Origin of the sequence: Sodalis sp. C49 (assembly GCF_046352915.1) — a bacterium.
GTDB lineage: Bacteria > Pseudomonadota > Gammaproteobacteria > Enterobacterales > Enterobacteriaceae > Acerihabitans.
Window position 1 is genome coordinate 3,758,551 of the sequence record NZ_CP163303.1, and the last position, 26,250, is coordinate 3,784,800.

Sequence of the window (26,250 nt, forward strand, 5' to 3'; positions counted from 1 at the left end):
TGGACCTGGCTACTATTCCTTAACATTTGGTTGATTTCCGTGATGCAGATCTCATTAATCGTCTTAAGCGCAGAGATCCGCGGCGATTAATTTTTTTTGCCGTCCCGGCCGCTGTGTTAAGCTCTCGCCAATTTAACGGCTGACGTGCCGGCGATACGGGTTTTGCGCTGGAGGCAATATGGAATTACCTACGCTTAAAGTTGAACGTCTTTACCGGCAGATTTCCAATTTACTGATCGGGTGTATCAATACCGGTCAGTTCAAGCCAGGCGAAATGATTCCCGCCGAGCGGGAACTGGCGAAACAGCTCGGCGTCAGCCGTTCTTCCATCCGCGAGGCGCTGATTGCGCTGGAAATTACCGGCTGGGTGGAAATCCGCACCGGCAACGGCGTTTTTGTCGCCGATCCCTTGCCCAAACTCTCCCAGCCCCACGCCGATGAAGAGTTCAGCCTGAAATCCCTGATCAAGGCGCGGCAAATCTTCGAGTCAACGATGGCGGAACTGGCCGCGCGCAACGGCACCGATGACCAACGCGCCGAATTGCGGGAAGTGACCCACGATTTAACCCAGCTGCATGTCAACGATGAAAAATTCCTGCGCGAGGATAAGCGTTTTCATGTGCTGATCAGTGAAATGACCGGCAATGAAGTGCTGCGCGATATGATGGAATATCTGTGGAACAAACGTAAAAGCTCGCGTTTTGTCCGGCTGGAAAGCCATTATGCCGATAACGATTTTCCGTTGTCCATGAATCGCGATCACAATGATATCGCCCAGGCGATTATCGAGCGCGACGCCGCGCGTGCCAGGCTGTGCATGGAATTGCATCTGCAGCATGTCTACGATCGCCTGTTCGACGACGGGAAGTAGCCCGCGCGGCATTGGCGGTTTACCGTAGCAGTGTATCCTCCCCGCTTTTCCATCTTCCGGCCATGCGCGTGGCGTTCGCCGCCCATGGCATGTCTAAAACGTGATCCAGATTGTAGTACAATATAAAAATATGGTGCTACAATAGTTCACAGGTTCTTAGCGCTTAAAGCAAAATTGTGCAGCAGTGCCGCGACATAAAACCATTAAATGATAAAGTGGCCTTATTTTTATCACTTTGTGGGAAATGTTATGGACCGTCAGGCTCTCAGCAAAACCGATCGCATCATCCATGAAATGGGCCAGCAGATCGTCAGCGGTAAGTATATCCCCGGAACGGGACTGCCGTCGGAAGCGGATTTGTGCGAGGAGTTCGAAACCTCGCGCAATATCATACGTGAAGTGCTGCGCGCCCTGATGGCCAAGAATTTAATCGAGATTATTCGTTATCGCGGCGCCTTCGTTTGCGCGCGCAATAAGTGGAATTACCTGGATACCGATGTCTTGCAGTGGGTGCTGGCGCTGGATTATGACCCGCGGTTAATCGCCTCGCTGACCGAGGTGCGCCATCTGGTGGAACCGACCATCGCGCGGTGGGCGGCCGAGCGGGCCACCTCCGGCGAACTGGCGGTTATCGAGACGGCGCTGAACGAGATGATTGCCAACAGTCACGATCGCGATGCCTTTAATGAGGCGGATATCCGTTACCACCAGGCGGTGCTGAGCGCGGTGCATAATCCGGTGCTGCAACAGCTGGGCGTGGCCATCAGCTCGTTGCAACGCGCGGTGTTCGAGCGCACCTATATGGCGGACGAAGGCAATATGCCGCGCACGCTGCAAGAGCATAAAAACTTATACGACGCCATCAGGCATCAGGATTGCGAGGCGGCGGAGCAGGCGGCGGTCACCATGATTGCCAGCTCGACCAAAAGGCTGAAGGACATAACATGAGCAACAGTTATATCGCCATAGATTGGGGATCGACAAACTTACGCGCTTGGCTGTACCTGGACGGCGAACTGGCCGGCAGCCAGCAGTCCGAGGCCGGGGTCACCCGTTTGGGCTCGCGCACGGCGGAGCAGGTATTCCATGAGGTGCTGGCGCCCTGGCGGCAGCACGATGTGCCGGTGGTGATGGCCGGCATGGTGGGCAGCAATGCCGGCTGGGTGCCGGTGCCCTACCTGCCGTGCCCCACGCGGCTGGGCGACCTGGCCGGACGGCTGACCCTGGTGGCGCAGGCCGCGCCGCGGAAGGCCTGGATTATTCCCGGCATCAGCATTATCGGCGACGGCAACTGCAACGTGATGCGCGGCGAGGAGACCCAGCTTCTCGGGGCCTACTGTTCCCAGCCCGGCGCCCTGTACCTGATGCCCGGCACCCACAGTAAATGGGTGCGCGTCAATGACGGCGTGATCGATGATTTCCGCACGGTGATGACCGGAGAACTGCACCATTTATTGATGAAGCAGTCGCTGGTGGGCGTCGGCGTCGGCGAACAGCGGCCGAACCCGGATATTTTCCGCCAGGGAATGGAGCAGGGCTTTCGTGAAAGCCATATTCTGCGGTGCCTGTTCGAAACCCGCGCCGCCCACGTGCTGGGCCAGCTGGATACCAGCGCGGTGAGCGAATGGCTCTCCGGCCTGTTGATTGGCAATGAAGTGGCGCAGATGCAGCGCGGCTGGGCCATCGGCGGCGGTGAAACCATTACCATTATCGGCAATCCGTCGCTTGCGGCCCGCTATCGGCAGGCGCTGCAATATGCGGGTCTTAACGACCGGTTACTGGATGGCGATGCGTCATTCCAGGCCGGCATAAGGAGCATAGTCAATGAACTGGAACGATAAACTACCCCTGATCGCCATCCTGCGCGGTATTACGCCCGGCGAAGTGCTGGAGCATGTCGAGGCGCTGCTGGCGGCGGGATTTGACGCGGTGGAAATCCCCTTGAACTCGCCGAACTGGCAGGAAAGTATCGGCAAAACGGTGCAGGCGTTTGGCGACCGCGCGCTGATCGGCGGCGGCACGGTGCTGAAGCCCGCGCAGGTGGACGAGCTGGCATGGCTGGGCGGCAAGCTGCTGGTCACGCCCAATATCCAGCCTGACGTGATCCGCCGCGGCGTAAGCCACGGCATGGCGGTATGTCCCGGGTGCGCCACCGCCACCGAGGCTTTTACCGCTCTGGACGCCGGCGCGCAGGCGCTGAAAATTTTCCCGTCGGTGTCGTTCGGTCCGGATTATATTAAAGCGCTGAAAGCGGTACTGCCGCCGGAAATACCGGTATTCGCCGTCGGCGGCATTACGCCGGAAAATCTGCATCTCTACCTGAAGGCCGGATGTATCGGCGCGGGCCTGGGTAGCGATCTTTACCGCGCCGGCCAGCCGGTCGGCCGCACGCGGGAGCAGGCCGCGGCTTTTGTCGCCGCTTACCGGGCCGCGGCGCAGGCACGCTAGTCCCGCCGGCCGGCGCGCGCGGCAAGCCGCGTGATGCCCTTCCGTGCGCCCGGCGAGGCGACCAAGGCTGTGTTACGCTTAACGGAAAGGGGGAATACCATGACGGGTTTATTTGATTTGTCCGGCCGCACAGCGCTGGTCACCGGATCGGCGCGCGGCCTGGGTTTTGCCTATGCCAAGGGCCTGGCGGGGGCCGGGGCCGCCGTGATCCTTAACGGTCTGCATGAGGATACCCTGGCGGCGGCGGTGGCCGAGCTCCGCGGGCAAGGGCTGGCCGTGCGCGGTATGGCGTTTGACGTCACCGATGAGCAGCAGGTGGCGGCGGTATTCGCCCGGCTGGATGGCGAGGGCGCGCACGTGGATATCCTGATAAACAATGCCGGTATCCAGCATCGCCAGCCGCTGGTCGACCTGAAGCTTGCCGACTGGCGGCGGGTGATCGACACCAACCTGACCAGCGCGTTTATCGTATCCCGCGAGGCGGCATCCAGGATGATCGCCAAAGGCGACGGCGGTAAAATTATCAATATCTGTTCATTGACCAGCGAGGCCGCGCGCGCAACCGTTGCGCCCTATACGGCGGCGAAAGGCGGCATCAAGATGCTGACCCGCGCCATGGCGGCGGAGTGGGCCGGGTATAATATCCAGGCCAACGGCATTGGCCCGGGCTATTTTATTACCGAAATGAATACCGATCTGGTGAACAACGCGGAATTTGACGCCTGGGTTAAAAGCAGCAATCCGTCCAAACGCTGGGGTAAACCGGAAGAGCTGATCGGCACCGCCATATACCTGGCCTCTTCGGCGTCCGACTATGTCAGCGGGCAGATCATCTACGTCGACGGCGGATGGCTTTCAGTGTTGTAACGCGCCTGGGCGCCGGGCAGGGGTTCACCCGGCCCGCAAACCTTTTTCGTCCCGCCGGTCAGAATATGACCGGCTTTTTTATGCCTGGCGTCCAGAATACGCCGTTGTCAGTCCCGGGAGCCGGCGTTTTCCCGCCGTTGGATTGCCTAAAGTGTGATCCAGATTGTAGTACAATATAAAATGATGGTGCTACAATCATGGGCATGATAGCGCTGCTTCACACCGCAGGCTGGAGTCATTAAAGTCAGGCTTGAGAGGAAAACAGAGTATGAAAGTCACCAAACTCACCACCTACCGGCTGCCGCCGCGCTGGATGTTCCTGAAAATCGAAACAGACGAGGGCATCGTCGGCTGGGGCGAGCCGGTAATTGAAGGCCGCGCCAAGAGCGTCGAGGCCGCGGTGCATGAACTGGCGGATTATGTCATCGGCCAGGATCCGGCGCGCATCAACGATATTTGGCAGACGATGTACCGCGCCGGTTTTTACCGCGGCGGGCCAATTTTGATGAGCGCCATCGCCGGCATCGATCAGGCGTTGTGGGATATCAAGGGCAAGGCGCTGGGCGTACCGGTATATCAACTGCTGGGCGGCCTGGTGCGCGATCGCATCAAGGCCTATAGCTGGGTCGGCGGCGATCGCCCGGCCGATGTGATTGCGGGCATGAAAAAACTCACCGCGATTGGCTTTGATACCTTTAAGCTGAACGGCTGCGAAGAGATGGGCCTGCTCGACAATTCACGCAAGGTGGATGCGGCGGTGGCGGTGGCGGCCCAGGTGCGTGAAGCCATGGGTAATGATATCGAGTTCGGCCTCGACTTCCATGGGCGGGTTAACGCCCCGATGGCGAAGCTGCTGATCAAGGAGCTGGAGCCCTACCGGCCGCTGTTTATCGAAGAACCAGTGCTGGCGGAACAGGCGGAGTACTATCCGCGCCTGGCGGCGCAAACCTCGATCCCCATCGCCGCCGGCGAGCGTATGTTCTCGCGCTTTGAATTTAAACGCGTGCTGGCGGCCGGCGGCCTGGCGATTGCCCAGCCCGACCTGTCCCATGCGGGCGGCATTACCGAATGCCTGAAAATCGCGTCAATGGCGGAGGCTTACGATGTCACGCTGGCGCCGCATTGCCCGTTAGGCCCTATTGCCCTGGCGTCCTGTCTGGCGGTGGACTTTGTTTCCTATAACGCGGTTTTGCAGGAACAAAGCATGGGTATTCATTATAACCAGGGTGCGGAACTGCTGGATTATGTGATTAATAAAGATGACTTTAAAATGACTGACGGTTATTTTTATCCATTAAATAAACCGGGTCTGGGCGTGGAAATTAATGAGGAACTGGTGATTGAGCGCAGTAAAAACGCCGGTGAATGGCGTAATCCGGTATGGCGTTATCCTGACGGTGCGGTGGCGGAGTGGTAATTACCCGCTATAGATGAGTGCCATTATAGTAATGCCATAATATTAAGCAGTACCATCCCGCGTTGCTTCACCACGCCCAGTCAGGAGTCCTGTGCTCCCAGGCCGGGCGTGGCCTAAAGGTGATGATATGAATATCGATTTAAGTACCTCTACCCTGGCTAAGCTGAATTTAAAAATAATCCCGTTTATTATCTTGTGCTATTTTATTTCCAACCTGGATAAAACCAATATTTCCGTGGCGGCGTTGCAAATGAACGCCGACCTGGGATTGACCACCAGCATGTATGGGCTGGGCGTGGGCATGTTTTATATTTCCTACATTCTCTTCGAAGTGCCCAGCAATATTTTAATGACGAAGGTCGGCGCCAAATTATGGATTGCGCGCATCATGATAACCTGGGGGCTGGTCAGCACCGGCATGGGCTTTATCCATACCCCGACCCAGCTGTATGTCATGCGTTTCTTGTTGGGGATGGCGGAGGCCGGTTTTGCTCCCGGTATTATTTATTATATTTCCTGCTGGTTCCCGAAAAGCAACCGGGCCAGGGCCATGTCGTTTTTTTATATGGGTTCGGTGCTGGCGTCGATTATCGGCCTGCCGGTTTCCGGCAGTCTGCTGGGTCTGCACGGCCTGGGCGGTATCGAGGGATGGCGCTGGCTGTTCTTTATTGAAGGCATCCCCGCGGTAGTGATGGGCGTGATGGTGTTGTTTTACCTTTCCGACAGCCCGGATAAAGCCCACTGGCTGAGTGCGGAGCAAAAAAGCTGGCTGAAGGCGACCCTGGCGGCGGATAACGCCGATGCGGTCGTGGGCCAGGACCATTCCTGGGGCAGCGCGCTGAAAAATAAAGTGGTGTGGCTGTTGAGCCTGGTGTGGTTTCTGCAAGCGTTTTGCTCCATCGGCATTACCTTATTCCTGCCCTTGATATTAAAAAGCATGGTGGCGGACAAGAGCAATTTTGTTATCAGCGTGCTGGCGGCGGTGCCCTTTGTCTTCGCCTGCCTGTTTATGTATCTCAACGGCCGTCATTCGGACAAAACCAAAGAGCGCGCGCTGCATTTGGGCGTGCCGCTGATCATCTCCGGGCTGCTGCTGGGCATCTCCATTTTTACCGCCAACCTGTGGCTGGCCTATATTCTGCTGGTATTGACGGTGGGCTTTAACTTTGCCCTGACGCCGATATTCTGGGCGGTGACCACCGAGAAACTGACCGGGGTGGCGGCGGCGGCCTCCATTGCCTTTATCAATGCCATCGCCAATTTCGCCGGCCTGGGCCTGCCGCCGCTGCTGGGGAAAATCAAGGATTTGACCAATAGCTATCATTACGGGCTGATGATTATCGCCGTCGCGCTGGTGATTGGCGGCGTGGTGGGCATCTTTGTCGGCCGGACCCGGACGCCTGCGGTAAAGCCAGGCGCCGTTTCACCGTTATCACATTAATCGCAGGGATTATTTATGACTTATTCCGTTATCAAGGCCGCCATGTTACCCGACGCGCTGACGCGCCGCCTGGAAGAGCAATTCCATATGGTGGATTATTCCTCGCTGCCGGAGCCGGAACGGTTGCCGGCCGCGCAGCAGGCCAGGGTGCTGGTGGTGAACGGCGAATCCACCGTCACCGAGGCGTTTATCGCGCAATTCCCGCAGCTTGAGCTGATTGCCGATTTCGGCGTGGGTTATGACGGTATTGACGTGGCCGCGGCCACGCGTCGGGGCATTGCGGTGTGCAATACGCCTGACGTGCTGACCGAGGACGTGGCGGATATGGCGATGGGGCTGTTGTTGGCGACCTCACGGCAGATCGTGGGCGCGCAGCGGTTTATCGAGCGGGGCGGCTGGCGGGACGGGGGGTATCCCTGGACCAAAAAAGTATCCGGCGGGCGGCTGGGGATTATCGGCATGGGGCGTATCGGCCAGGCGATTGCCAGGCGGGCCGCGGCCTTTGATATGGCGATTTCATATCATGATTATCGTCAGTTGCCTGACAGTCCCTGGCCGTTTTATACCTCGGTGGTGGAACTGGCGGCCGCCAGCGATTTCCTGGTGGTGTGCGTTAACGGTGGGGAGAAAACCCGTTCGCTGGTGAACGCGCCGGTATTGGCCGCCCTCGGCGCCCAGGGGATCTTGATTAATATCGCCCGGGGTACGGTAGTGGATGAGGGTGATTTGATCGAGGCGGTTGAGCGGGGGATTATCGGCGGCGCGGGGCTGGATGTGTTCAGCCACGAGCCGGAGGTGCCCGCGGCGTTGTTTAACCGGCCGAATGTGGTGATTACGCCGCATATGGCCAGCGCAACCCATGATACGCGGCGCGCGATGTCGGATCTGGTGTTTGATAATATCGCGGCGTTTTTGGCGGGCAAGCCGCTGTTGACGCCGGTGGCGCCGTACTAATCCGCTTGGCGCGCTATGGGCTGATGTGGCCTGGCAATATGGGGTGCCCGCGAAGATGAATGCCGCCACGTTTATGTCGCTTCGGCGCGGGTTTCGCTTGCCATATGCCGGGCGGAGAGATGAACTGCCCGGCGCGGGCAAGCGACCAGGGGAGCCGTATGCAGGGTCCCCCTGGCCGCTCATAAAACACCTTAACGCACGGCAAGCGAAGCCCACACCGCGGCAACATAAGCCCCCGCAAGCTCAAGAGAAACCCCTGCCAAGGCTGGCTGCCCCGCATTTAAATGCGGGAGAAAGGTTCGGCTATCAATGTTATGGCGTGCTGCTTGGCCTGCCCGGCGGGGCCGGTGCGCAGAGGGCCTGCCGCGCCCGGCGGTAAAGAAAGATCTGGCCGTTATAATTTTTTGATTATCATCGCCTTACGTCTCGCTTCCCGATCCAGCTCACAAATCCCATAAAATTCATTTGTCACCGCCAATACCTTTGCTTAAATTGCTAACTCGACTTAGCAAAGGGGTGCGAGCATGAAAAACCAGTGCTTTATCGGTGTGGACGTGGGGTCGGCCAGCGTCCGGGCCGGCGTGTTTGATAAGCAAGGCGCCCGGCTGGGCTTTGCCGTGCGCCCCATCAGTCAGTTCCATCCCCGGCCGGATGTGGTCGAACAATCGTCACAGGAAATCTGGTCGCAGGCCTGCGCGGCGATTCAAGAGGCGGTGGGCACCGCAGGCGTGGCGCCTGAATCAGTGGTTTCCCTGGCCTTTGACGCGACCTGTTCGCTGGTGGCGGTGGATAGCGCCGGCGAGGGGGTTTCGCTGGCCGAGGATAACGCCGCCGGGCACGATATTATTATGTGGATGGATCATCGGGCGGTGCGGGAAGCCCAGGATATCAACGCCACAGGCGATCGGGCGCTGGACTATGTCGGCGGCGAGGTGAGCGTGGAAATGGAATTGCCGAAAGTCCTGTGGCTGAAGCGTCATTTTCCCGAGCGTTACCAACGGGCCTGGCGACTGTTTGATCTGGCGGATTTCCTGGTCTGGCGCGCCACGGGCGTGGATGCCGCCAGCACCTGCACGCTGACCTGTAAGTGGAATTACCTGGCCCATGAAAACCAGTTCAGCGCCCCGCTGCTGCGGGCGATTGACCTGGAAGACCTGCTGGAGAAGGTGCCGCCGGCGATCCTCGAACTGGGCCGGCCCGCAGGGCAACTCAGCGACCGGGCGGCGCGGGAGTGCGGCCTGACCACCGCGGTGACCGTGGCAGGCGGCATTATCGACGCCCATGCGGGCGGACTGGCGCTGGTGGCAACCCAACCCGAGGGCGCCCTGGCCATTATCAGCGGTACGTCGAATTGCCATATGCTGGTTAACCGGCGTGAGATTCATGTCCCGGGCGTATGGGGACCCTATTGGGGCGCGATGCTGCCGGACTGGTGGCTGAGCGAGGGCGGCCAGAGCGCCGCCGGCGCGCTGGTGGAATGGACGCTGCGGGGGCATGCCGCCTGGCCGTTGCTGCAACAGCAGGCCCGTGAGCGGCAGTGCAGCGACTATGAGCTGCTTAATGCCTGGGTGGACGCCCTTGAACGGCGCGACCCGTTCCCCACCCGCCATCTGCATGTGCTGGCGGATCATCATGGCAACCGTTCGCCCCGCGCCAATCCGCTCGCCCGCGGCGCGGTGATAGGCCTGACGCTGGAGCAGGGACCGGATGCGCTGGCCCGGCTCTACCTGGCTACCCTGCAGGCCATTGCCTACGGCACCCGCCATATTATCGACGCCATGAACCAGGCCGGTCATCATATTACCCGGCTGCTGATCTGCGGCGGCGCCACCAAAAATCCCCTCTGGCTGCGCGAATACGCCAACGTCACCGGCTGCGATATCGAGCTGTCGGCCGAGGATGACGCCGTCACTCTCGGCGCGGCCTTGTTGGGCGCGGTGGCGGCCGGTGTCTTTCCCACCCTGACCGACGCGGCGCGCGCGTTGGTGCGTCCCGGCGAGGTGATCCGCGCCGATGCGGGCAGCGCGGCATTCCATCAGGCGAAATACCAGGTTTACCTGCGGCTTTATGACGATGCGCAGCGGGCCGAAAACGACATGCGCGTTTGGCGCTGACCTTATTATTTACCAGGAGCAAACCATGTTGAAATTTACCCTTCCGCCTTCACCGGCGATGATCCAGGCAGGCAATCGGGAAGTGTTGCTGGTCGCCAATGCCGATTTGCGTGAACCGGCTAATGTCACCTGTTGGCCGACCCAGCAGGATTATGAACAAAAGCTGCAGGCGGCGCTGGAAAAGCTGGGATACCGCATCAAGCGCGCCCATCCGATCCATGCCGATCGCGGCCATGGCTTTATCAGCAGCCAGAAAGAAGGCGGCGATTTGTTCGCCGCCATTGACCCCGACGCGCCAGTTATCGTGCTGCTGACCGCGTGGCAGTATTCCCATCATATCGCGCCGTCGCTGGCGCATCATCGCGGCCCGGTATTACTGCTGGCCAATTTCGACGGCACCTGGCCGGGCCTGGTGGGTATGCTTTGCATGGCGGGCACCCTGACCAGCCTGGGCGCCGCCTATTCCCGCCTGTGGTCGGAAAATTTTGACGACGAGTTGTTCTACCAGGGATTAAGCACCTGGCTGCGCGACGGCGCGTTGAGCCATAAGACCGGCTATTTGCGCGATATCGCGCCCACCCATGCGCTGATGGCAAGCCCGGCCGGGCAAATCGGCCGGGCGGCGGGGGAATATATCCTGCGTCATAAGGCGATTATCGGCCTGTTCGATACCTTTTGCATGGGCATGATTAATGGGGTCTTTCCGCAGCAGGCGCTGGTAAACGCGGGCATCCCGCTGGAATCCCTGTCGCAATCGGCGCTGTTGGTGGAAATGGCCAAGGTGCCGGCGTCATTGCGCGAGGAGTGCCTCGCCTGGTATGAGCAGCGCGGCATGACATTTGACTTCGGCACGGACGGCGCCCAGTCGCTGACGCGTGAGCAGGTATTGGAACAGTGCGCGATGATGATTGCCATGGCGCGTTTCGTGCAGCGCTTCGGTCTGGCGGCGGTGGGGGTGCAATATCAGCAGGGCCTGAAGGATTGCTGCGCCGCGTCCGATTTTGCCGAAGGCGCTATCGGCAACGCCGAGCGGTTTCCCATCCCGGATGAGCAGGGCGGGATTATCTGGCCGGGCAAGGCCATTCCCTGCATCAATGAAGTGGATATGGGCAGCGCCATCCCGCAGGTGATGATGTGGCGCCTGCTGGATGGCCTGGGCCTGCCCGCCGAGACCACCCTGCACGATATCCGCTGGGGCAGCGACTACCAGGGTACGTTTTATTGGGATCTGGAAATCTCCGGCGCGGTGCCGTTTGCCCACCTGAAGGGCGGTATCGCCGGGGCCACCGGTTATCGTCAGCCGGCGATGTTTTTCCCCTACGGCGGCTCCACCATCGCCGGGCAGGGCAAAGCCGGGCGTTTTATCTGGGCGCGCGCCCATTACGAAGGCACGCAGGTGGTCATGCATATGGGCACCGGCACCGCCGTTGAGCTGCCGCCGGAGGAATTCGAGCGCCGCCGCCGCGCCACCAACTATGAATGGCCGCTGCTGAATGCGGTGCTGGACGGCATCGGGCGCGACGATCTGATGGCGGGCCATCAAAGCAACCATTTGACGCTGGCCTATGTGGATCAGGATCTGCTGGGCGAGGTCTATCAGGCGTTTGTCGCCCAGGCCTTGACGCTCGGCGTGCGGGTACGGGCGGCGGGCAGCGCGGTTGATCTGCTGGCGGGGCCACGGGCATGACGCAATCGGCGCGGGATGGGCAAAAATACGCCGGCATTTGGCCGGTGATGTTAACGCCCTTTGACGAACGGGGCGAGATTGACTGGGCGTCGCTGGAAAAGCTGGTGGAGTGGTATCTGGCGGCCGGGGTGCACGGCCTGTTCGCCGACTGCCAGTCGAGCGAGATGTTTTTCCTCAGTGATAAAGAATCACGCGAACTGGTCGGGCGCATCGTCGCCCAGGTGGACGGACGCGTGCCGGTCGTGGCGTCGGGACACACCGCCAGCGGGCTGAGCCAGCAGGTGGAACAGCTCGGCGCCATGGCGCAGACCGGCATTGACGCTTTGATCCTGATAAGCAACCGTCTGGCGCTGCAAGGCGAGAGCGATGAAAAAACGCTGGCTACCCTGCAACGACTGACGCAACAGCTGCCGGCGACGCTGGATTTAGGTATTTACGAATGTCCCTGGCCGTATAAACGCCTGCTGTCGGATGAGATTATCCGCTGGTGCGCGTTAAGCGATCGCTACACCTTTATCAAGGACACCAGTTGCCATTTGCCCACCATGCGGCGCCGGCTGGCGCTGACGCAGGGTTCCCGGCTGCACCTGGCCAACGCCAACAGCCAAACCCTGCTGGCATCCTGGCAGGCGGGTTGCCACGCCTACAGCGGCGTGATGGCCAATTTCCATCCGCAGCTCTATGTCTGGCTCTATGAAAACTGGCATGGCCAGCCGCAACAGGCGCGGCGGGTGGCTGATTATCTCGCCACCGCCGCCCTGATCGAGAGCCTGGATTATCCCGCCTGCGCTAAATACTGGCAGCGGGAACTGGGCAACTTCACTACCATGCAGTGCCGGGTGCGCGGCATCGGCGCGTTCAACGACAGCTTTTTCCCGGCGGCGGTGGACAGCATGGCGCGCCTGGGCGACGAAATACGGCAACTGGTGCTCCCGCAGTAAACCCGACGCCGGCCACAAGAGTTTTAAGACGATCTTTGCCCTACGCCCGTGGCGCGCGGCTGCGCGCCACAACCTATAACCTGTCCGGCCCAGGCGGGACAGATAAGAAATAATGAGGAACCCATGTCTATTTCTCTTGATATAACCCAAGACCGCAAACTGCTCGACAGGTCGAATATTCGCCGGGTGGTGATCTCCAGCTGGATTGGCAATACCATCGAATTTTATGACTTCCTGCTGTACGGGCTGGCCAGCGCCCTGGTGTTCGGCAAAATATTTTTCCCGACCATCAGCCCGCTGGCGGCGATGCTGGCGTCGTTCGCCACCTTCGGCGTCGGGTTTATCGCCCGGCCGCTGGGCGGTATTTTTTTCGGCCATATGGGCGATACCCTGGGCCGTAAATACACGCTGATGATTACCCTGGGCGGCATGGGGGTGGCGACGTTCCTGGTCGGCTGCCTGCCTACCTGGGCGCAAATCGGCGTCTGGGCGCCCATTCTGCTCGTCGTGCTGCGCTTTACCCAGGGTTTCCTGGTCGGCGGCGAGTGGGGCGGCGCCATGCTGATGGTGGTGGAAAGCGCGCCGGCCAACCGGCGCGGCCTGTTGGGGTCCATCCCGCAAACCGGCGGCTTTTCCGGCCAGCTGCTGGCCACCGGGATTTTTGCGCTCATCACGTTGTTGCCGGAAGATCAACTGATGTCGTGGGGCTGGCGTATTCCCTTTATGCTGAGCTTCGCCCTGGTGCTGGTCGGCCTGTATATGCGCCGCCGCCTGGAAGAAACGCCGGTATTTCAAGCGGTGCAACGACGCGAGCGGCAAAATCCCACCACCGCGCCCGGCGAAAAAGCCAGCAGCCCGGTGGTGGAGGTGGTGCGTCACCAATGGCGCAGCATTCTGCTGATCATGGTGTTGCGCTTTGCCGAAAGCGTGCCGTTCTTTCTGGCCACGGTATTTGCCGTTTCGTACGCCACCTCGCAGTTGGGGGTGGATAAGCAAACCATGCTCAATGTGGTGATGACCACCTGCGTGCTGGCGTTTCCGATGCATGCGTTCTTCGGCATGCTGTCCGACAGGGTCGGCCGTCGTCCTATCTATATCTTCGGCGCGCTGTTCGCCGCCGCCATGGCGTTTCCGTTTTTCTGGCTGCTCGAAAGCGGCTCGTTTGTCCTGATGGTGTTGGGGTATATCCTGCTGATCAATATCGCCCATAATTCCATTAACGCCGTACAGCCGGCCTTCTTTACCGAACTGTTCGGCCCCAAGGTGCGCTACAGCGGCGCGTCCATCGGCGCGCAGCTGGGCGCGATCGTCGCCGGCGGGTTTACTCCTTTTATCGCCAAGGGACTGACCGCGCTGGATCATGACGACTGGACCTATGTGGCGACGTACGTGGTGATTGCCGCGCTGGTGGCTGCCTACGCCGCCTGGCGCGCGCCGGAGACCTCGCGTCGCGACCTGACGCTCGATCACTGATTGCCGGGGCGGTGCAACGGATCTTCCCCTGCCAGGGGGTTTGCCCGCCGTTTAATTTTCCGTCCGCCGTTCGCCGTTTTTTCCGGCGGCCGGCGGCGTTGCCCCTGGCTGTATCGTAACGTCATCATGGCGTTAACACTTTCGCCTCGATCCTGCTCACACTTCATAACAAAACCCTTTGCCAGCCCATCTGCCGTTAGCTAAATTGCTAACTCGACTTAGCAAGAAATGAGACGTTGACGCCGTCCGCAGGAATATCACGGCGCCATTATCTTCCTGGCGCCCGATGCTTCCTTTTATATGACGGGCTGCAGCCTGAACGTCGATGGCGGCGGGTCCGTCTGGTAATGATTCCCTCTATCCATAAGGAATGAGTTATGTCTATCTTAACTGATTCAACATTGGCCGACGCCGGCACCAGCGCAGAGGCAAAAAAGGCGCAGAATAAAAAATTGATGACGGTGCTCGGTTCGGGGCTGAGCGGCACCACCATCGAATTTTATGATTTTTTTATTTACGGCACCGCCGCCGCGCTGGTGTTCCCGAAATTATTCTTTCCCAATCTCACGCCGTTTATGGGTCTGATCGTTTCTTTTCTTACCCTGTCGATTACCTTTGTCAGCCGGCCTATCGGCGCCATCGTTTTTGGTCATTACGGCGATAAAATCGGCCGTAAAAAATCGCTGGTGCTGTCGCTGATGATCATGGGCGCCTCGACATTCTGTATCGGCCTGGTGCCCAGCTACGCCGCCATCGGCAATCTGGCGCCGCTGCTGCTGATTTTCCTGCGCTTGTGCCAGGGATTCGCCATCGGCGGCGAGTGGGGCGGCGCCACCACGCTGGTCACGGAATACGCGCCGGTGCACCGGCGCGGTTTTTTCGGCACCTTTGTCCAGTTGGGCAATGTGCTGGGGCTGTTTATCGCCACGGCGGTGTTTGCCATCGTCGCCTGGCTGCCGGAACCGCAGCTGATGAGCTGGGGATGGCGCATTCCGTTCCTGCTCAGCGTCGCCCTGTTGTTTGTCGGCCTGTATATCCGCTCGAAAATTGAAGAAACGCCGGTATTTACCGAAGGCAAAGCCACCGGCCAAAAACATGATTTCCCGATTATCGCGGTACTGAAATACCATTGGCGTGCGGTGCTGACCGCCATGGGCATGCGCATGGGCGAAATCGTGCTCGGCTGGCTGACCGTGGCGTTTTTTATGTCCTATGTCACCCGGCAATTAAACTTCAGCCGCGAAACCGCCCTCAACGGCTTATTGCTGGCCAGTTTTGTCGGTATTTTTACCTTCCCGTTTTTCGGTTATCTGTCGGATAAAATCGGCCGGCGGCCGGTGTATCTGGCCGGCGCGGCTATTACGCTGATTTTTGCGTTTCCGTTGTTTTGGATGATCGATACCGGCTCGGTGAAAATGTTCTATTTCGCCACCACCTTTTGTTATTCCGTCGGCCTGGGCATGATGTTTAGCGTGCAGCCGGCCTTTTTTTCCGAATTATTCGATACCAATGTGCGTTATACCGGCGTGTCGCTGGGGTTCCAATTGGCCAATATTGTCGGCGGCCTGACGCCGATGATCGGTACCCTGCTGATTGCCTGGTCCGGCGGCGATTCCTGGCCGGTATCGCTATTCTTAGCCGTCATGGCGACGATTACCATTTGCTGCGTGTGTATTACCAAGGAGAGCTATCGGGCGGATCTGTCCGCGATAAAAGAGCGCTGAACCTGATCAATATGACGAAAATAACCCGGCGGCGCTATTTTCATTACGCCACCGGCGAGTCGCTATTGCAAAGCAGCGCTGAGCGCGAGGCGATCTTGACATTCGTTGCCGGGCTCATTGCCCGGCAACGGACGCAGAAAGCGCGGCAACAGAGTGTGACACTCTGACCGGAATGGACGCATCCGCGCCGTCAGGAGGGGAAAAACCACTTTTTATTGAGCAAGGCGTGAGTATTTGGCGTAATTATCCGCTGATTCGAGTTAGCCAGTCCGTTATACTGCGTTATCTACAGAATTCGATAACAGGATTAACCGATAAGATGGCCAAGACCGTAGAGCAGATAGCCAAAGCGCTGGGTATTTCAATCACCACCGTTCGCCTGGTGCTTAACGGTAAAGCCGGGCAATATCGTATCAGCGCCAAAACGCAAAGCAGGATTGCCAGCTACGTGGGCGAATACGGTTATACCATTAATCATGCCGCCCGCAGCCTGAAGCTGAACAAAACCGATACCCTGGGGCTGATTATTCCCAGGTTATCCAATCTGTTTTTCTCCACCCTGGCGGAAAAACTGGAAATCCGCTGCCGCGAGGCGGGCTATCAACTGACCACCAGCTGTACCTATAGCGATACCGAACGCGAAAATACCCTGGTGGAAACCATGCAGCAGCGCAATGTCGACGGGCTGTTCGTGGTGCCCTCGTCATTGCCGGCGCAAAATCACCATATCAAGCGTTTTACCAAACCCCTGGTCTTTCTCGATCGCGATTTCAGCGACAGCGCGGTATCGCTGGTGGTCAGCGATAACGTCAACGGCAGCGCGGCGTTAACCCATGCCATGATTGATGCCGGGACATTGCCGCTGTTTTTTATGGCCGGCGATATGCAGCAGCCGACCATAAAACAGCGCTTACAGGGCTTTACCGAGACCCTGGCCGCCCATGGCATCAGCGAAAACGCGGACTGGGTGCTGACCGCCCAGCATAACCGGCGCGAAGACGGCCAGCTGCTGATGCAGCGTTTTTTCGAATTGCACCAGGATGCGCCGCCGGCCTTTATCGCCTCGTCGCTGCCGGTACTTGAAGGCGCGCTTAACGTCTTGCGCGAACATTATGGCTATATTCCCGCCGAGATGAATATCGGTACTTTCGATGAGCATCCCATGTTGGGTTTTTTACCCAATAACACCTGGTCGATGCGCCAGGACGAGGATGCCTGGGTCGAGCATGCGTTCCAGGCGATGACGCAGGCCATGGAGGGCGAAACGGCGCCGGTCAAGTCGGTCATTCCCATGACGCTTAAGCACCGCCGGCGGGCGGCGTTCTGTCAGCAGGCCCAGGGCAAGGCCGATCCGGCCGGGCAAGCTTAAACTCCCCCGGTTGCCGGCGTGGCGGCTTATAGGGTATGGGCGCGGCCGGCCTTGTTTTTATGCCGGGAACCGCCGGGGCTGTTGGCGCCGCTGTGCAGCATACGTTCGCGCGGTGAATCGGCGGATTTATCGCTATCCTTGCGCAGATAATCATACGGCAACAGCAGAGTATCCAGCACCGCCGAGAACGGCAGATCGATAAGCGCCAGCGGCACCATGGCCCAACTGGTATCCTCATCCCGGATGACATTCACACTGGCGCGGGTACCCGGATAATAACCCTGGTCGGGCCCGGTGTGGCTCATCACGCTTGAGCACCCGTTGCTGGCCAGCAACGCGCAGCCTGTTGTCAGAATGAATAATACTTGTTTCAACATGATTCCTATACATCCATTAGGGGGGTAATTTTACTAACGCTATGCATTCCGCCCGGTATTGCGGTAAGTATTCCCTACTGCCGTTATCAGTGTAATGGATATTCAGCCCGTGACTTGCAGTTTTTGCTAAATGAAGGAGATTTTTTTCTTATTGACGCTTGAAAATGCCGCGGCCGGCTCCATTTTATTAATGTGACCCCAGATAAGTACGCCGTAAGGGTATTTAGGTCACTGACCTGTCCATCCGGAAGGTTGTTTGTCACCTCGCTGAATGTTGGAGGCTGTTGTATGCGTAATTTTGATCTGTCACCCCTGTACCGTTCCGCTATTGGCTTTGATCGGCTGGTAAATCTGCTTGAATCAGGGCAAAGCCAGGGCAATGGCGGTTATCCCCCCTACAATGTTGAACTGGTTAATGAAAACCAGTACCGCATTGCCATCGCCGTAGCCGGTTTCGCCGAACATGAGCTGGATATTACCGCCCATGATAATTTATTAACGGTTAAAGGCGCTCATGCGCAAGAACCCGCCGAGCGGAACTATTTATACCAGGGGATTGCCGAACGCAATTTCGAGCGCAAATTCCAATTGGCCGAGCATATTCAAATTAAAGGCGCCAATCTGGAAAACGGCTTGCTCTATATTGATTTAGAACGCGTTGTGCCGGAAACACTAAAGCCGCGGCGTATCGAAATCAATTAAACCGATCGCGGCCGATCGCCGCGATAATGTAATAACATCCGCCTGCCGTAACCGGGGGCTAACCCAGCCACGGGTTGGGGAAAATAATCTCGCTTCATAGAAGGAGTTAATACCATGCGTAATTACGATCTGTCACCTTTACTGCGTCAGTGGATCGGTTTCGATAAATTAGCCAGCACCATGCAGGGCAATCAGGAAGCCTTTAGCTTCCCGCCGTATAATATTGAAAAAAGCGATGATAACCATTATCGCATCACCCTGGCGCTGGCGGGCTTTAAGCAAGAAGAGCTCACGCTTGAAGTGGAAGGGCCGCGCCTGACCATTGCCGGCAAGCCCACCCCGCCCGAACGCGAGGTTGAATATTTGCATCAGGGGCTGGTCTGCAAAGAATTCTCCCTGAGCTTCACCCTGGCGGAACATATGACGGTAACGCAGGCGGAGTTCGTTAACGGGCTGCTGCATATTGCGCTGGAACGCCATGTGCCGGAATCCCTGCAGCCGCGCAAGATCGCCATCGGCGACGCCCAGCCCCAGGTGCTTGAGCATCAGGCTGAAGCCCCGGCGGCCGGCCAGTAATAACACCGGTCTTGATCGTGAAAACGCCGCGCGGAGTTACCGCGCGGCGTTTTCGCTCATTAAAAACCGCGGCTAGCTGCGCCGCGGCCAGGTTATTGGCCAGCGCTGCCCGCCGTTTCCCGAAACGCCCGCTCCACCTCTTGCGCCAATATCGCGATGCCCCGCTCGATTTTATCGGCGTCGGGCACATAATTCATACGCATACACTGCTGCGCATGCGGCCACTCGGTTTCCAGCCCGGGGAAAAAATAATGCCCCGGCACCATCAGCACACCGCGCTGTTTAAGCCGCTGGTAGAGGGTCTCGGTGGTAATCGGCAGGTTCTGGAACCATAGCCAGAGGAAAATCGCCCCTTCCGGCGTGTGGATAAGGCAACGCTCCGGCGGCAGGTAGCGGCGCAGGATGGCTATGGTTTCCCGCACCCGTTGTTGATAGAACGGGCGGATCACCGTTTGCGACAGGCGCATTAAATCGCCGCGCCGGATCATCTCGGCGGCCAGCGCCGGGCCGAGCCCGCCCGGCGCCAGGCTGATAATGCCGTTCATATTGCTGACGGCGTCGATAACCTCTTCATTGGCAATGATAATACCGCAGCGCGCCCCCGGCAGGCCCAGCTTGGACAGGCTCATGCACAGGATAATATTGGGATTCCACAACGGCGCGGCCTGGCTGAAGATAATGCCGGGAAACGGCAGGCCGTAGGCATTATCAATCAGCAGGGGCACCTGATGCTGGCGGGCCAGCGCGTCAAGGCGCAGCAGCTCCTGGTCGGTAATCACGTTGCCGGTGGGGTTGGTCGGTCTGGAAACACAAATCAGCCCGATATCCCCGCCCACTTTTAAATGTTCGAAATCCACATGATATTTGAACTGGCCGTCCGGCAACTGCGCAATGGTCGGCTTGGCGGCGACAAACATATCCTCCTCCAGCCCGGCATCGGCATAACCCAGGTATTCCGGCGCCAGGGGAAACAACACCCGCCGCAGGCCGCCGTCCGCGCCGCGCCCGGCAAACAGGTTGAAGAGGTAGAAAAAAGCGCTTTGGCTGCCGTTGGTCAGCGCGATATTGCGCGTGGTCACCGGCCAGCCCAGCTCCTGGCGCAGCATGGCCGCCAACGCGGTCAGCAGCGCGTTTTTGCCCTGGGGGCCGTCGTAGTTGCACAGAGCTTCGCCCAGGGTGCCGTCGGCCAGCATGGACTGGCACAGCGCGTGAAAATAACGCTCCATTTCGGGGATGGCGGCGGGGTTGCCGCCGCCGAGCATAATGGCGTCCGGTGCGCGCAGGCCATCGTTCATATCGGCCATCAGCTGGGTGATGCCGGAATGGCGGGTGAATTTTTTACCGAAAAGCGAGTAGGTCATAAAGTGGGTTCGGATAATATTAACGTAAGCCTGAGTGTTACCATACCGTGTGCGTCACGCCAGGCAACCGCTATTTTATTACTGCCATTTTAGTATTCTTAATTTACTAATGGTTATAAGAAATATAATTTCATTCTTAGACACTTTCGTAATACAAAATGTACCCTTTGCCCCATTGTGCAGACCGCCCGCACTTCTTTTGTCAGGAGCATCAGGTCATTATGTCGCATCGATATCAAAAAACAGCGGGTCTCCTGGTCATGGCGACCCTGGCCACAGCCGCGCTGCTGTCCTTGCCCGCCCGGGCCGACATCCTTAAGGAAGGCATTACGCCCGCCAGCGACGCCAGCCTGGCGCCGGCCGCCGCCCGGCTACGTCAGGACACCATCGTCGCGGGTATTTCCGAGCCTCAGGGTATCTTCAACCCTTATTTTTTTACCAACGGCTGGGACGAAAACGTCACCAACGTGATTTTCGCCCGCCTGATCGGCTGGGACAGCCAGGGCAAACTGGTGCCGGAACTGGCGGAGTCCTGGAACGTCAGCGCGGATAATAAAACCTATACCATTAAACTCAAGCCCAACTTGAAATATAGCGATGGCTCGCCGCTTACCGCCGAAGACGTGGCCTTCACCCTGACGCTGCTCTACGATCCGGCCTATGACGGCGAATACGATATCACCCTGGCCCATATCGCCGGCGGCGAAGAGTATAAAGCCGGCAAAGCCCAAACGGTCAGCGGCATCAAGGTGATCGATCCGCTGACCATCAGCGTCGCCACCACCGAACCGGGCGCCACCACCTTATCGACCATTGGCGGGCCAGTGCTGTCGAAAGCCTACTACGGCAAGGATTATTTGCCGGGTAAGCTGGATTACCTGCGCACTCTGCACGGTAAACCGCTCGGCAACGGCCCCTATATTTATGAGAAATATATCCCGGGCCAGGAAATCCGTTTCCACGCCAATCCCAATTATTTCGCCGGTAAACCGCCGATGGCGCGCTTTATTTACCGCGTAACCAATCCCGCTACAAATTTCCAGCTGTTCCAGACCGGCGAAACCGACTACGATAATTTTACCTCCAAGCCGGATGACATCGAGCAATTGCAGCTGTTGGGTTTTGCCAATATCAACCTGTACGGCTCCAGCGATTACAGCATGGTCGGCTTCAATCATCAACGGCCCTATCTGCATGACGTCAAGGTGCGCCAGGCGCTGATTTACGGCCTGGACCGGCAGAAGCTCATCAGCGTGGTCTACCAGGGCTACGGCAAGGTGGCGAACGAGCCTATCGCGCCGATTTCCTGGGCCTACGATCCCAATGGCGTCAACGACTATGCTTATAACCCGGAGAAAGCGAAGCAATTGCTGGACGAAGCGGGCTGGAAGGTCGGTCCGGACGGCATTCGCGTCAAGGACGGCAAGCGGCTGGAACTGACGCTTTTGGCGGTAAAAAAACTGCTTAACGACGCGCTGTTGCCTATCGCCAAGGAAAACTATCGCCAGATAGGTATTCTGCTGCGCCCCGAAGTGCTGGATTTCAACGCTCTGCTGGCGCGCCAAAAAACCGGCAACTTTGATCTGGTTTCCTACAGCACCAGCACCCTGAACGATCCCCATGACGGCGTACGTGAGTTCCAGACCCGCGAATCCAAGCTGGGCTATAGCAATCCCCAGGTGGATAAGCTGGTGGCCCAGGCTAATGCCACCCTGGACAACGCCGGACGCAAACCGATCTATCATCAGCTTTACCAGACCCTGGCGGAGGATCCGCCGGTGATCCTGCTCGGATACCGGTATATTCTGTCCGCCAGCAGCGCGCGGGTGACCGGCTTTAAACCCGATATCTACAACGGCCTGGTAGGCAGCCTGCCCCAGGTGCGGTTGGCGAAATAACCGCTTATCCGCTCCGCCGGCGTGGCCGGGGCGGATAGGGATAGCCTATGCGAAACTTTATTATCCGCCGCCTGTTGCAAACCATCCCCATGCTGTTGCTGGCGTCGTTGCTGATTTTTTTTATTTTCGCGCTGACGCCCGGCGATTTTATTGATGGCAATATTACCCTGACCCTGCAGCGGGCGGCTGAGCTAAAAGCCCTGTATGGGCTGGATCAACCCATGCTGTTGCGTTATCTGCGCTGGCTGGGGCAACTGCTGCAGGGTAATCTGGGTTATTCGTTACAATACCAGATCCCGGTCAGCACCCTGCTCAATCAGTATATTTGGCACTCCTTCCTGCTGGCGACGGTGGCGATGGTAATGTATTGGGGCATCGCACTGGCGGTGGGCGTGGCCTCGGCGGTCAAACCCTACTCGCTGTTCGATCATCTGGTAACGGTGCTGATTTTCGCCGCCATGTCGTTTCCGACGTTTTTCCTTTGCCTGTTGCTGATTAAATGGTTTGCCGTGGACTTGCATTGGTTGCCGGTGGGCGGAATGCTGCGTACCGGCAGCGAGGCGCGGGGTATGCAATGGGTACTGGAAGTGGCGGCGCATCTGGCGCTGCCGGTGATTGCGCTGGTAATGCTGCAGGCCGGCAGCCTGACGCGCTATTTTCGCGCCAGCATGCTGGATGTTATCCGCATGGATTATATCCGCACCGCGCGCGCCAAGGGGCTGCGCGAGCATACCGTTATCCTGCGGCACGCCCTGCGCAATGCGCTGTTGCCGATTATCACCCTGTTGGGTTTTGAACTGCCTGGGCTGTTTTCCGGCGCGCTTATTACCGAAAAAATCTTTAACTGGCCCGGCGCCGGCCATATACAGCTCGACTCGCTGTCGGCGCGCGACTATCCCGTGCTGATGGGGTTTACCATGTTCCTGGCGGTGCTGACCATTTTGGGTAATTTGCTGGCGGACGTGCTGTACGCCTGGGTAGATCCACGTATTCGCCTGAGGTCATGATGGCTGTTTCCCTGTTCACCTCGCGCCGACGCTGGCGCAAGGCCGGCCTGCCCGCGCTGGCGATGACGTCGCCCTCGCCGCTTGCCGCGTCCTGGCGCCGGCTGCGGCGCAATCCGCTGGCGATGCTTTGCCTGGTGCTGCTGGTGGCCATGGGCATCTGGTGCACTGCCGGCCCCTGGTTTTCGCCCTGGGCCGACGATGCCACCGACGCGCTGATGATTAACCATGCCCCCGGCGCCGACCATTGGCTGGGCACCGACTTCCTGGGCCGCGATATCTATACGCGTCTGCTGCTGGCGGGGCGTATTTCCCTAACCGTTGGGCTGGTGTCCATGGTGCTGTCGGTGACGCTGGGGTATCTGCTGGGGGCATTGGCCGGTTATCTCGGCGGCTGGACCGATAGGCTGATTATGCGTTTCGCCGATTTGCTGATGACCATCCCCAGCCTGCCGCTGTTGATTATTATGGGCGCGATGTTGTCCGAGCTGGGCATCTCGCCGGATTACCGCATCTATATGGTGATGATAATGCTCAGCCTGCTGGGCTGGCCGTCCCTGGCGCGCCTGGTGCGCGGACAGATCCTCTCGCTGCGCGAGCGGGATTTTATGCTGGCCACAGAAGTGCTGGGACTATCGACCCGTCGGCGCATCCTCGGCCATCTGCTGCCTAATACCGTGCCAATCCTGATTGTGGTGGCCACCATGGGAGTGGCTAATGCCATACTGAGCGAATCGGCGCTCAGCTATCTTGGTCTGGGCGTGGTGCCGCCCACGCCCTCGTGGGGCAATATGATGGACGCGGCCAACAGCCTGATAGATTTCCAGCGGCGGCCCTGGCTGTGGATGCCGCCCGGCGTCGCTATTTTTGTCACGGTGATCGCCATTAACATTTTGGGCGACGGGCTGCGTGACGCCCTTGACCCGAAAATGAAGCGGCGGTGAACCCGATGGCATTACTTTCCTTTCAGCAACTGTCCGTCTCCTTTAACAGCGACCAGGGCAGGGTAAAGGCGGTACAGGACCTGTCGTTTTGTATTGAGGCGGGCCAAACGGTGGGGGTGGTGGGCGAATCCGGCTGCGGCAAGAGTGTCACCGCCATGGCGCTGATGGGGCTGCTGCCGCGTCCGGACGCGACTATCGAGCATGGCGCTATCCTGCTTGACGGGCAGGATTTGCTGACCCTGCGTCCGCGGCAGATGACCGATCTGCGTGGTAACCTGATGTCGATGATTTTCCAGGAACCCATGACGGCGCTCAATCCGGTGCTAACCATCGGCGAACAACTGATGGAACCTTTGATTCGCCATCGTGGCGAATCGCCGCGCGACGCCTGGCGACAGTCCATCGCCCTGATCGGCGAGGTGGGGCTGGCGCGGGCGGAAAGCCTGATGCACAGCTACCCGCACCAGCTCTCCGGCGGCATGCTCCAGCGCATCATGATCGCCATGGCCATCGGCTGCCGGCCGAAGCTGTTGATAGCCGACGAGCCCACCACCGCGCTGGATGTCACGGTGCAGGCGCAAATTCTGGCATTATTGCGCCAGCAGGCGCAGCGCAACCATATGGCGATGATGTTGATTACCCATGATCTGGGCGTGATTGCGCAGATGGCGCAGCATGTGGTGGTGATGTACGCCGGGCGCATTGTAGAACAGGGCCCGACCCGCCGGATACTGGCGCATCCCCTGCATCCTTATACCCGTGGGCTGATTGCCTCCCGGCCGGTGCCGGGCCAGCGTCGCCGCCGGCTGTACTCCATTCCCGGCCAGGTGCCGGATTTATCGGCCCTGCCGCCGGGCTGCGCCTTTGCCGGCCGTTGCGATATGGCCACCGGGCGCTGCCTTGAGTCCGTGCCGCCGCTGGCCGGCGGCCTGGAACGGCAGTCGGCCTGTTTTTATTCCACCCCCCAAGCAACCAAAGTGTAGCCCGCCATGAATAACGGACCGTTGATCGCAGTGCGGCGCCTGAAAAAGTACTTTCCTATTAATGACGGGTTGTTCGGCCAGGCCACCGGCGTGGTGCATGCGGTGGATGATGTCAGTTTCACTATCCGCCGGGGAACGATTTTTGGCCTGGTGGGCGAGTCCGGCAGTGGCAAAACCACGGTGGGGCGCACGTTGCTGGGGCTGTATCCGGCAAGCGGAGGCAGCGTAATTTTTTATGATAACAATCGCCCGGATGATGGCAAAAACTTTCCCGCTGATGATCGCCCCCGCCACGGCCATGGCACGGCGCCGGCCGGCCAGGCGCCGGAGAGGGCGGGTAACGGACGGGAACTGACCGGCATGAGTTCGCGGCAGTGGCAATCGCTGCGCCCGAAAATGCAGCTGGTATTCCAGGATCCCTATAGTTCGCTTAATCCCCGGCTACGGGTGGGCGACGCCATCGGCGAGGCCTTGCTGGAACATGGCCTGGCGGATAAACATGCCGTGCGCGATCGGGTGGTGCGGATTATGGAAACCTGCGGCCTTTCCGCCCAACACTACGATCGTTTTCCCCATGAGTTTTCCGGCGGCCAGCGTCAACGTATCGGCATCGCCCGGGCCCTGATCCTGCAACCGGACTTTATCGTCGCCGATGAGCCTATCTCCGCGCTGGATGTGTCCATCCAGGCGCAAATCATCAATCTATTTGCCGATCTGCGTGACGATCTCGGGGTGACTTTTTTATTTATTTCCCATGACCTGGGGGTGGTGGAACATCTTTGCGATGATGTGGCGGTGATGTACCTGGGGCAAATCGTGGAGCGGGCCGATCGGGACAGTTTATTCCGGCGGCCCTTGCATCCTTATACCCAAGCCCTGCTGGCCGCGGTGCCTACCCTGGATGTCGACGCGCCGCCGCGGCCCATCGCTCTGGGCGAGCCGCCCAGTCCGGCCGAGCCGCCGCCGGGCTGCCGCTTCCATACCCGCTGCCCTTACGCAACCGATCTTTGCCGCCGCCAGCCGCCCGTGCTGCTGGAGGCGGCGCCGGGACACAGCGTATCATGCCATTATGCCGGGGTCGGCTCACAAGCCTGAGCGG

23 protein-coding genes are annotated in these 26,250 nt (G+C 59.0%); 21 read left to right on the top strand and 2 right to left on the bottom strand.

Annotated elements, in window-relative coordinates:
- The first annotated feature begins 178 nt into the window (after positions 1-178).
- From ABUK12_RS16920 to ABUK12_RS16985, 14 genes are all read left to right on the top strand, one after another.
- Positions 179-871, top strand: coding sequence for a FadR/GntR family transcriptional regulator (locus ABUK12_RS16920; protein ID WP_410012942.1), 693 nt, complete (start codon positions 179-181; stop codon positions 869-871).
- Positions 872-1,120: 249 nt separating this feature from the next.
- The gene (locus ABUK12_RS16925; protein WP_410012943.1) at positions 1,121-1,819 is read left to right on the top strand and encodes a FadR/GntR family transcriptional regulator; all 699 of its coding nucleotides are present in this window, start codon (positions 1,121-1,123) and stop codon (positions 1,817-1,819) included.
- Positions 1,816-2,712, top strand: coding sequence for a 2-dehydro-3-deoxygalactonokinase (locus ABUK12_RS16930; protein WP_410012944.1), 897 nt, complete (start codon positions 1,816-1,818; stop codon positions 2,710-2,712). The genes ABUK12_RS16925 and ABUK12_RS16930 overlap by 4 nt, the downstream gene beginning before the upstream one ends.
- Positions 2,696-3,319: a 2-dehydro-3-deoxy-6-phosphogalactonate aldolase gene (locus ABUK12_RS16935; protein WP_410012945.1), complete on the top strand. Its 624-nt coding sequence runs from the start codon at positions 2,696-2,698 to the stop codon at positions 3,317-3,319. The genes ABUK12_RS16930 and ABUK12_RS16935 overlap by 17 nt, the downstream gene beginning before the upstream one ends.
- A 99-nt stretch (positions 3,320-3,418) precedes the next feature.
- A complete protein-coding gene (locus tag ABUK12_RS16940; RefSeq protein WP_410012946.1) occupies positions 3,419-4,186 on the top strand; it encodes an SDR family oxidoreductase in 768 nt (255 codons plus the stop codon).
- Positions 4,187-4,454: 268 nt separating this feature from the next.
- Positions 4,455-5,603, top strand: coding sequence for a galactonate dehydratase (dgoD, locus tag ABUK12_RS16945; RefSeq protein ID WP_410012947.1), 1,149 nt, complete (start codon positions 4,455-4,457; stop codon positions 5,601-5,603).
- A gap of 127 nt (positions 5,604-5,730) precedes the next feature.
- Positions 5,731-7,044 (top strand): MFS transporter, encoded by a 1,314-nt coding sequence (locus tag ABUK12_RS16950; protein ID WP_410012948.1) that lies wholly within the window; start codon positions 5,731-5,733, stop codon positions 7,042-7,044.
- 15 nt (positions 7,045-7,059) lie between these two features.
- Entirely contained in the window at positions 7,060-7,998 is a 939-nt protein-coding gene (locus tag ABUK12_RS16955) for a 2-hydroxyacid dehydrogenase (RefSeq protein ID WP_410012949.1), read from the top strand.
- Between the two features lie 524 nt (positions 7,999-8,522).
- Positions 8,523-10,112: an FGGY-family carbohydrate kinase gene (locus tag ABUK12_RS16960; RefSeq protein WP_410012950.1), complete on the top strand. Its 1,590-nt coding sequence runs from the start codon at positions 8,523-8,525 to the stop codon at positions 10,110-10,112.
- Between the two features lie 25 nt (positions 10,113-10,137).
- Positions 10,138-11,799 (top strand): signal transduction protein, encoded by a 1,662-nt coding sequence (locus tag ABUK12_RS16965; RefSeq protein ID WP_410012951.1) that lies wholly within the window; start codon positions 10,138-10,140, stop codon positions 11,797-11,799.
- Positions 11,796-12,740, top strand: a complete 945-nt coding sequence (locus tag ABUK12_RS16970) for a dihydrodipicolinate synthase family protein (RefSeq protein WP_410012952.1) — start codon at positions 11,796-11,798, stop codon at positions 12,738-12,740. The genes ABUK12_RS16965 and ABUK12_RS16970 overlap by 4 nt, the downstream gene beginning before the upstream one ends.
- 123 nt (positions 12,741-12,863) lie before the next feature.
- On the top strand, positions 12,864-14,213 hold the full coding sequence (locus tag ABUK12_RS16975) for an MFS transporter (RefSeq protein ID WP_410012953.1): 1,350 nt from the start codon (positions 12,864-12,866) through the stop codon (positions 14,211-14,213).
- Positions 14,214-14,590: 377 nt separating this feature from the next.
- Positions 14,591-15,937 (top strand): MFS transporter, encoded by a 1,347-nt coding sequence (locus ABUK12_RS16980; RefSeq protein ID WP_410012954.1) that lies wholly within the window; start codon positions 14,591-14,593, stop codon positions 15,935-15,937.
- A 319-nt stretch (positions 15,938-16,256) separates the two neighbouring features.
- Positions 16,257-17,306, top strand: a complete 1,050-nt coding sequence (locus ABUK12_RS16985) for a LacI family DNA-binding transcriptional regulator (protein WP_410012955.1) — start codon at positions 16,257-16,259, stop codon at positions 17,304-17,306.
- 26 nt (positions 17,307-17,332) lie between these two features.
- Here the strand turns inward: ABUK12_RS16985 and ABUK12_RS16990 are convergent, their stop codons facing one another.
- Entirely contained in the window at positions 17,333-17,683 is a 351-nt protein-coding gene (locus ABUK12_RS16990) for a YceK/YidQ family lipoprotein (protein ID WP_410012956.1), read from the bottom strand.
- 288 nt (positions 17,684-17,971) lie between these two features.
- Between ABUK12_RS16990 and ibpA the strand changes: the two genes are divergently transcribed.
- Positions 17,972-18,385, top strand: coding sequence for a small heat shock chaperone IbpA (gene ibpA / locus ABUK12_RS16995; RefSeq protein ID WP_410012957.1), 414 nt, complete (start codon positions 17,972-17,974; stop codon positions 18,383-18,385).
- Positions 18,386-18,499: 114 nt separating this feature from the next.
- Positions 18,500-18,961, top strand: coding sequence for a small heat shock chaperone IbpB (ibpB, locus tag ABUK12_RS17000; RefSeq protein ID WP_410012958.1), 462 nt, complete (start codon positions 18,500-18,502; stop codon positions 18,959-18,961).
- Positions 18,962-19,053: 92 nt separating this feature from the next.
- Here the strand turns inward: ibpB and ABUK12_RS17005 are convergent, their stop codons facing one another.
- Positions 19,054-20,322: a valine--pyruvate transaminase gene (locus tag ABUK12_RS17005; protein ID WP_410012959.1), complete on the bottom strand. Its 1,269-nt coding sequence runs from the start codon at positions 20,320-20,322 to the stop codon at positions 19,054-19,056.
- Positions 20,323-20,582: 260 nt separating this feature from the next.
- On the opposite strand from ABUK12_RS17005, the gene ABUK12_RS17010 reads away from it, so the two are divergent.
- Genes ABUK12_RS17010 through ABUK12_RS17030 form a run of 5 tightly spaced genes read left to right on the top strand, consistent with a single transcriptional unit; the run spans position 20,583 to position 26,246 of the window.
- Positions 20,583-22,220, top strand: coding sequence for an ABC transporter substrate-binding protein (locus tag ABUK12_RS17010; RefSeq protein ID WP_410016682.1), 1,638 nt, complete (start codon positions 20,583-20,585; stop codon positions 22,218-22,220).
- A 47-nt stretch (positions 22,221-22,267) separates the two neighbouring features.
- On the top strand, positions 22,268-23,227 hold the full coding sequence (locus tag ABUK12_RS17015; RefSeq protein WP_410012960.1) for an ABC transporter permease: 960 nt from the start codon (positions 22,268-22,270) through the stop codon (positions 23,225-23,227).
- The gene (gene opp4C / locus ABUK12_RS17020) at positions 23,227-24,168 is read left to right on the top strand and encodes an oligopeptide ABC transporter permease (protein ID WP_410016683.1); all 942 of its coding nucleotides are present in this window, start codon (positions 23,227-23,229) and stop codon (positions 24,166-24,168) included. The genes ABUK12_RS17015 and opp4C overlap by 1 nt, the downstream gene beginning before the upstream one ends.
- Before the next feature lie 5 nt (positions 24,169-24,173).
- Positions 24,174-25,151: an ABC transporter ATP-binding protein gene (locus tag ABUK12_RS17025; RefSeq protein WP_410012961.1), complete on the top strand. Its 978-nt coding sequence runs from the start codon at positions 24,174-24,176 to the stop codon at positions 25,149-25,151.
- Positions 25,152-25,157: 6 nt separating this feature from the next.
- Complete coding sequence (locus ABUK12_RS17030) at positions 25,158-26,246, top strand: ABC transporter ATP-binding protein (protein WP_410012962.1); 1,089 nt, start codon at positions 25,158-25,160, stop codon at positions 26,244-26,246.
- Positions 26,247-26,250: the final 4 nt, after the last annotated feature.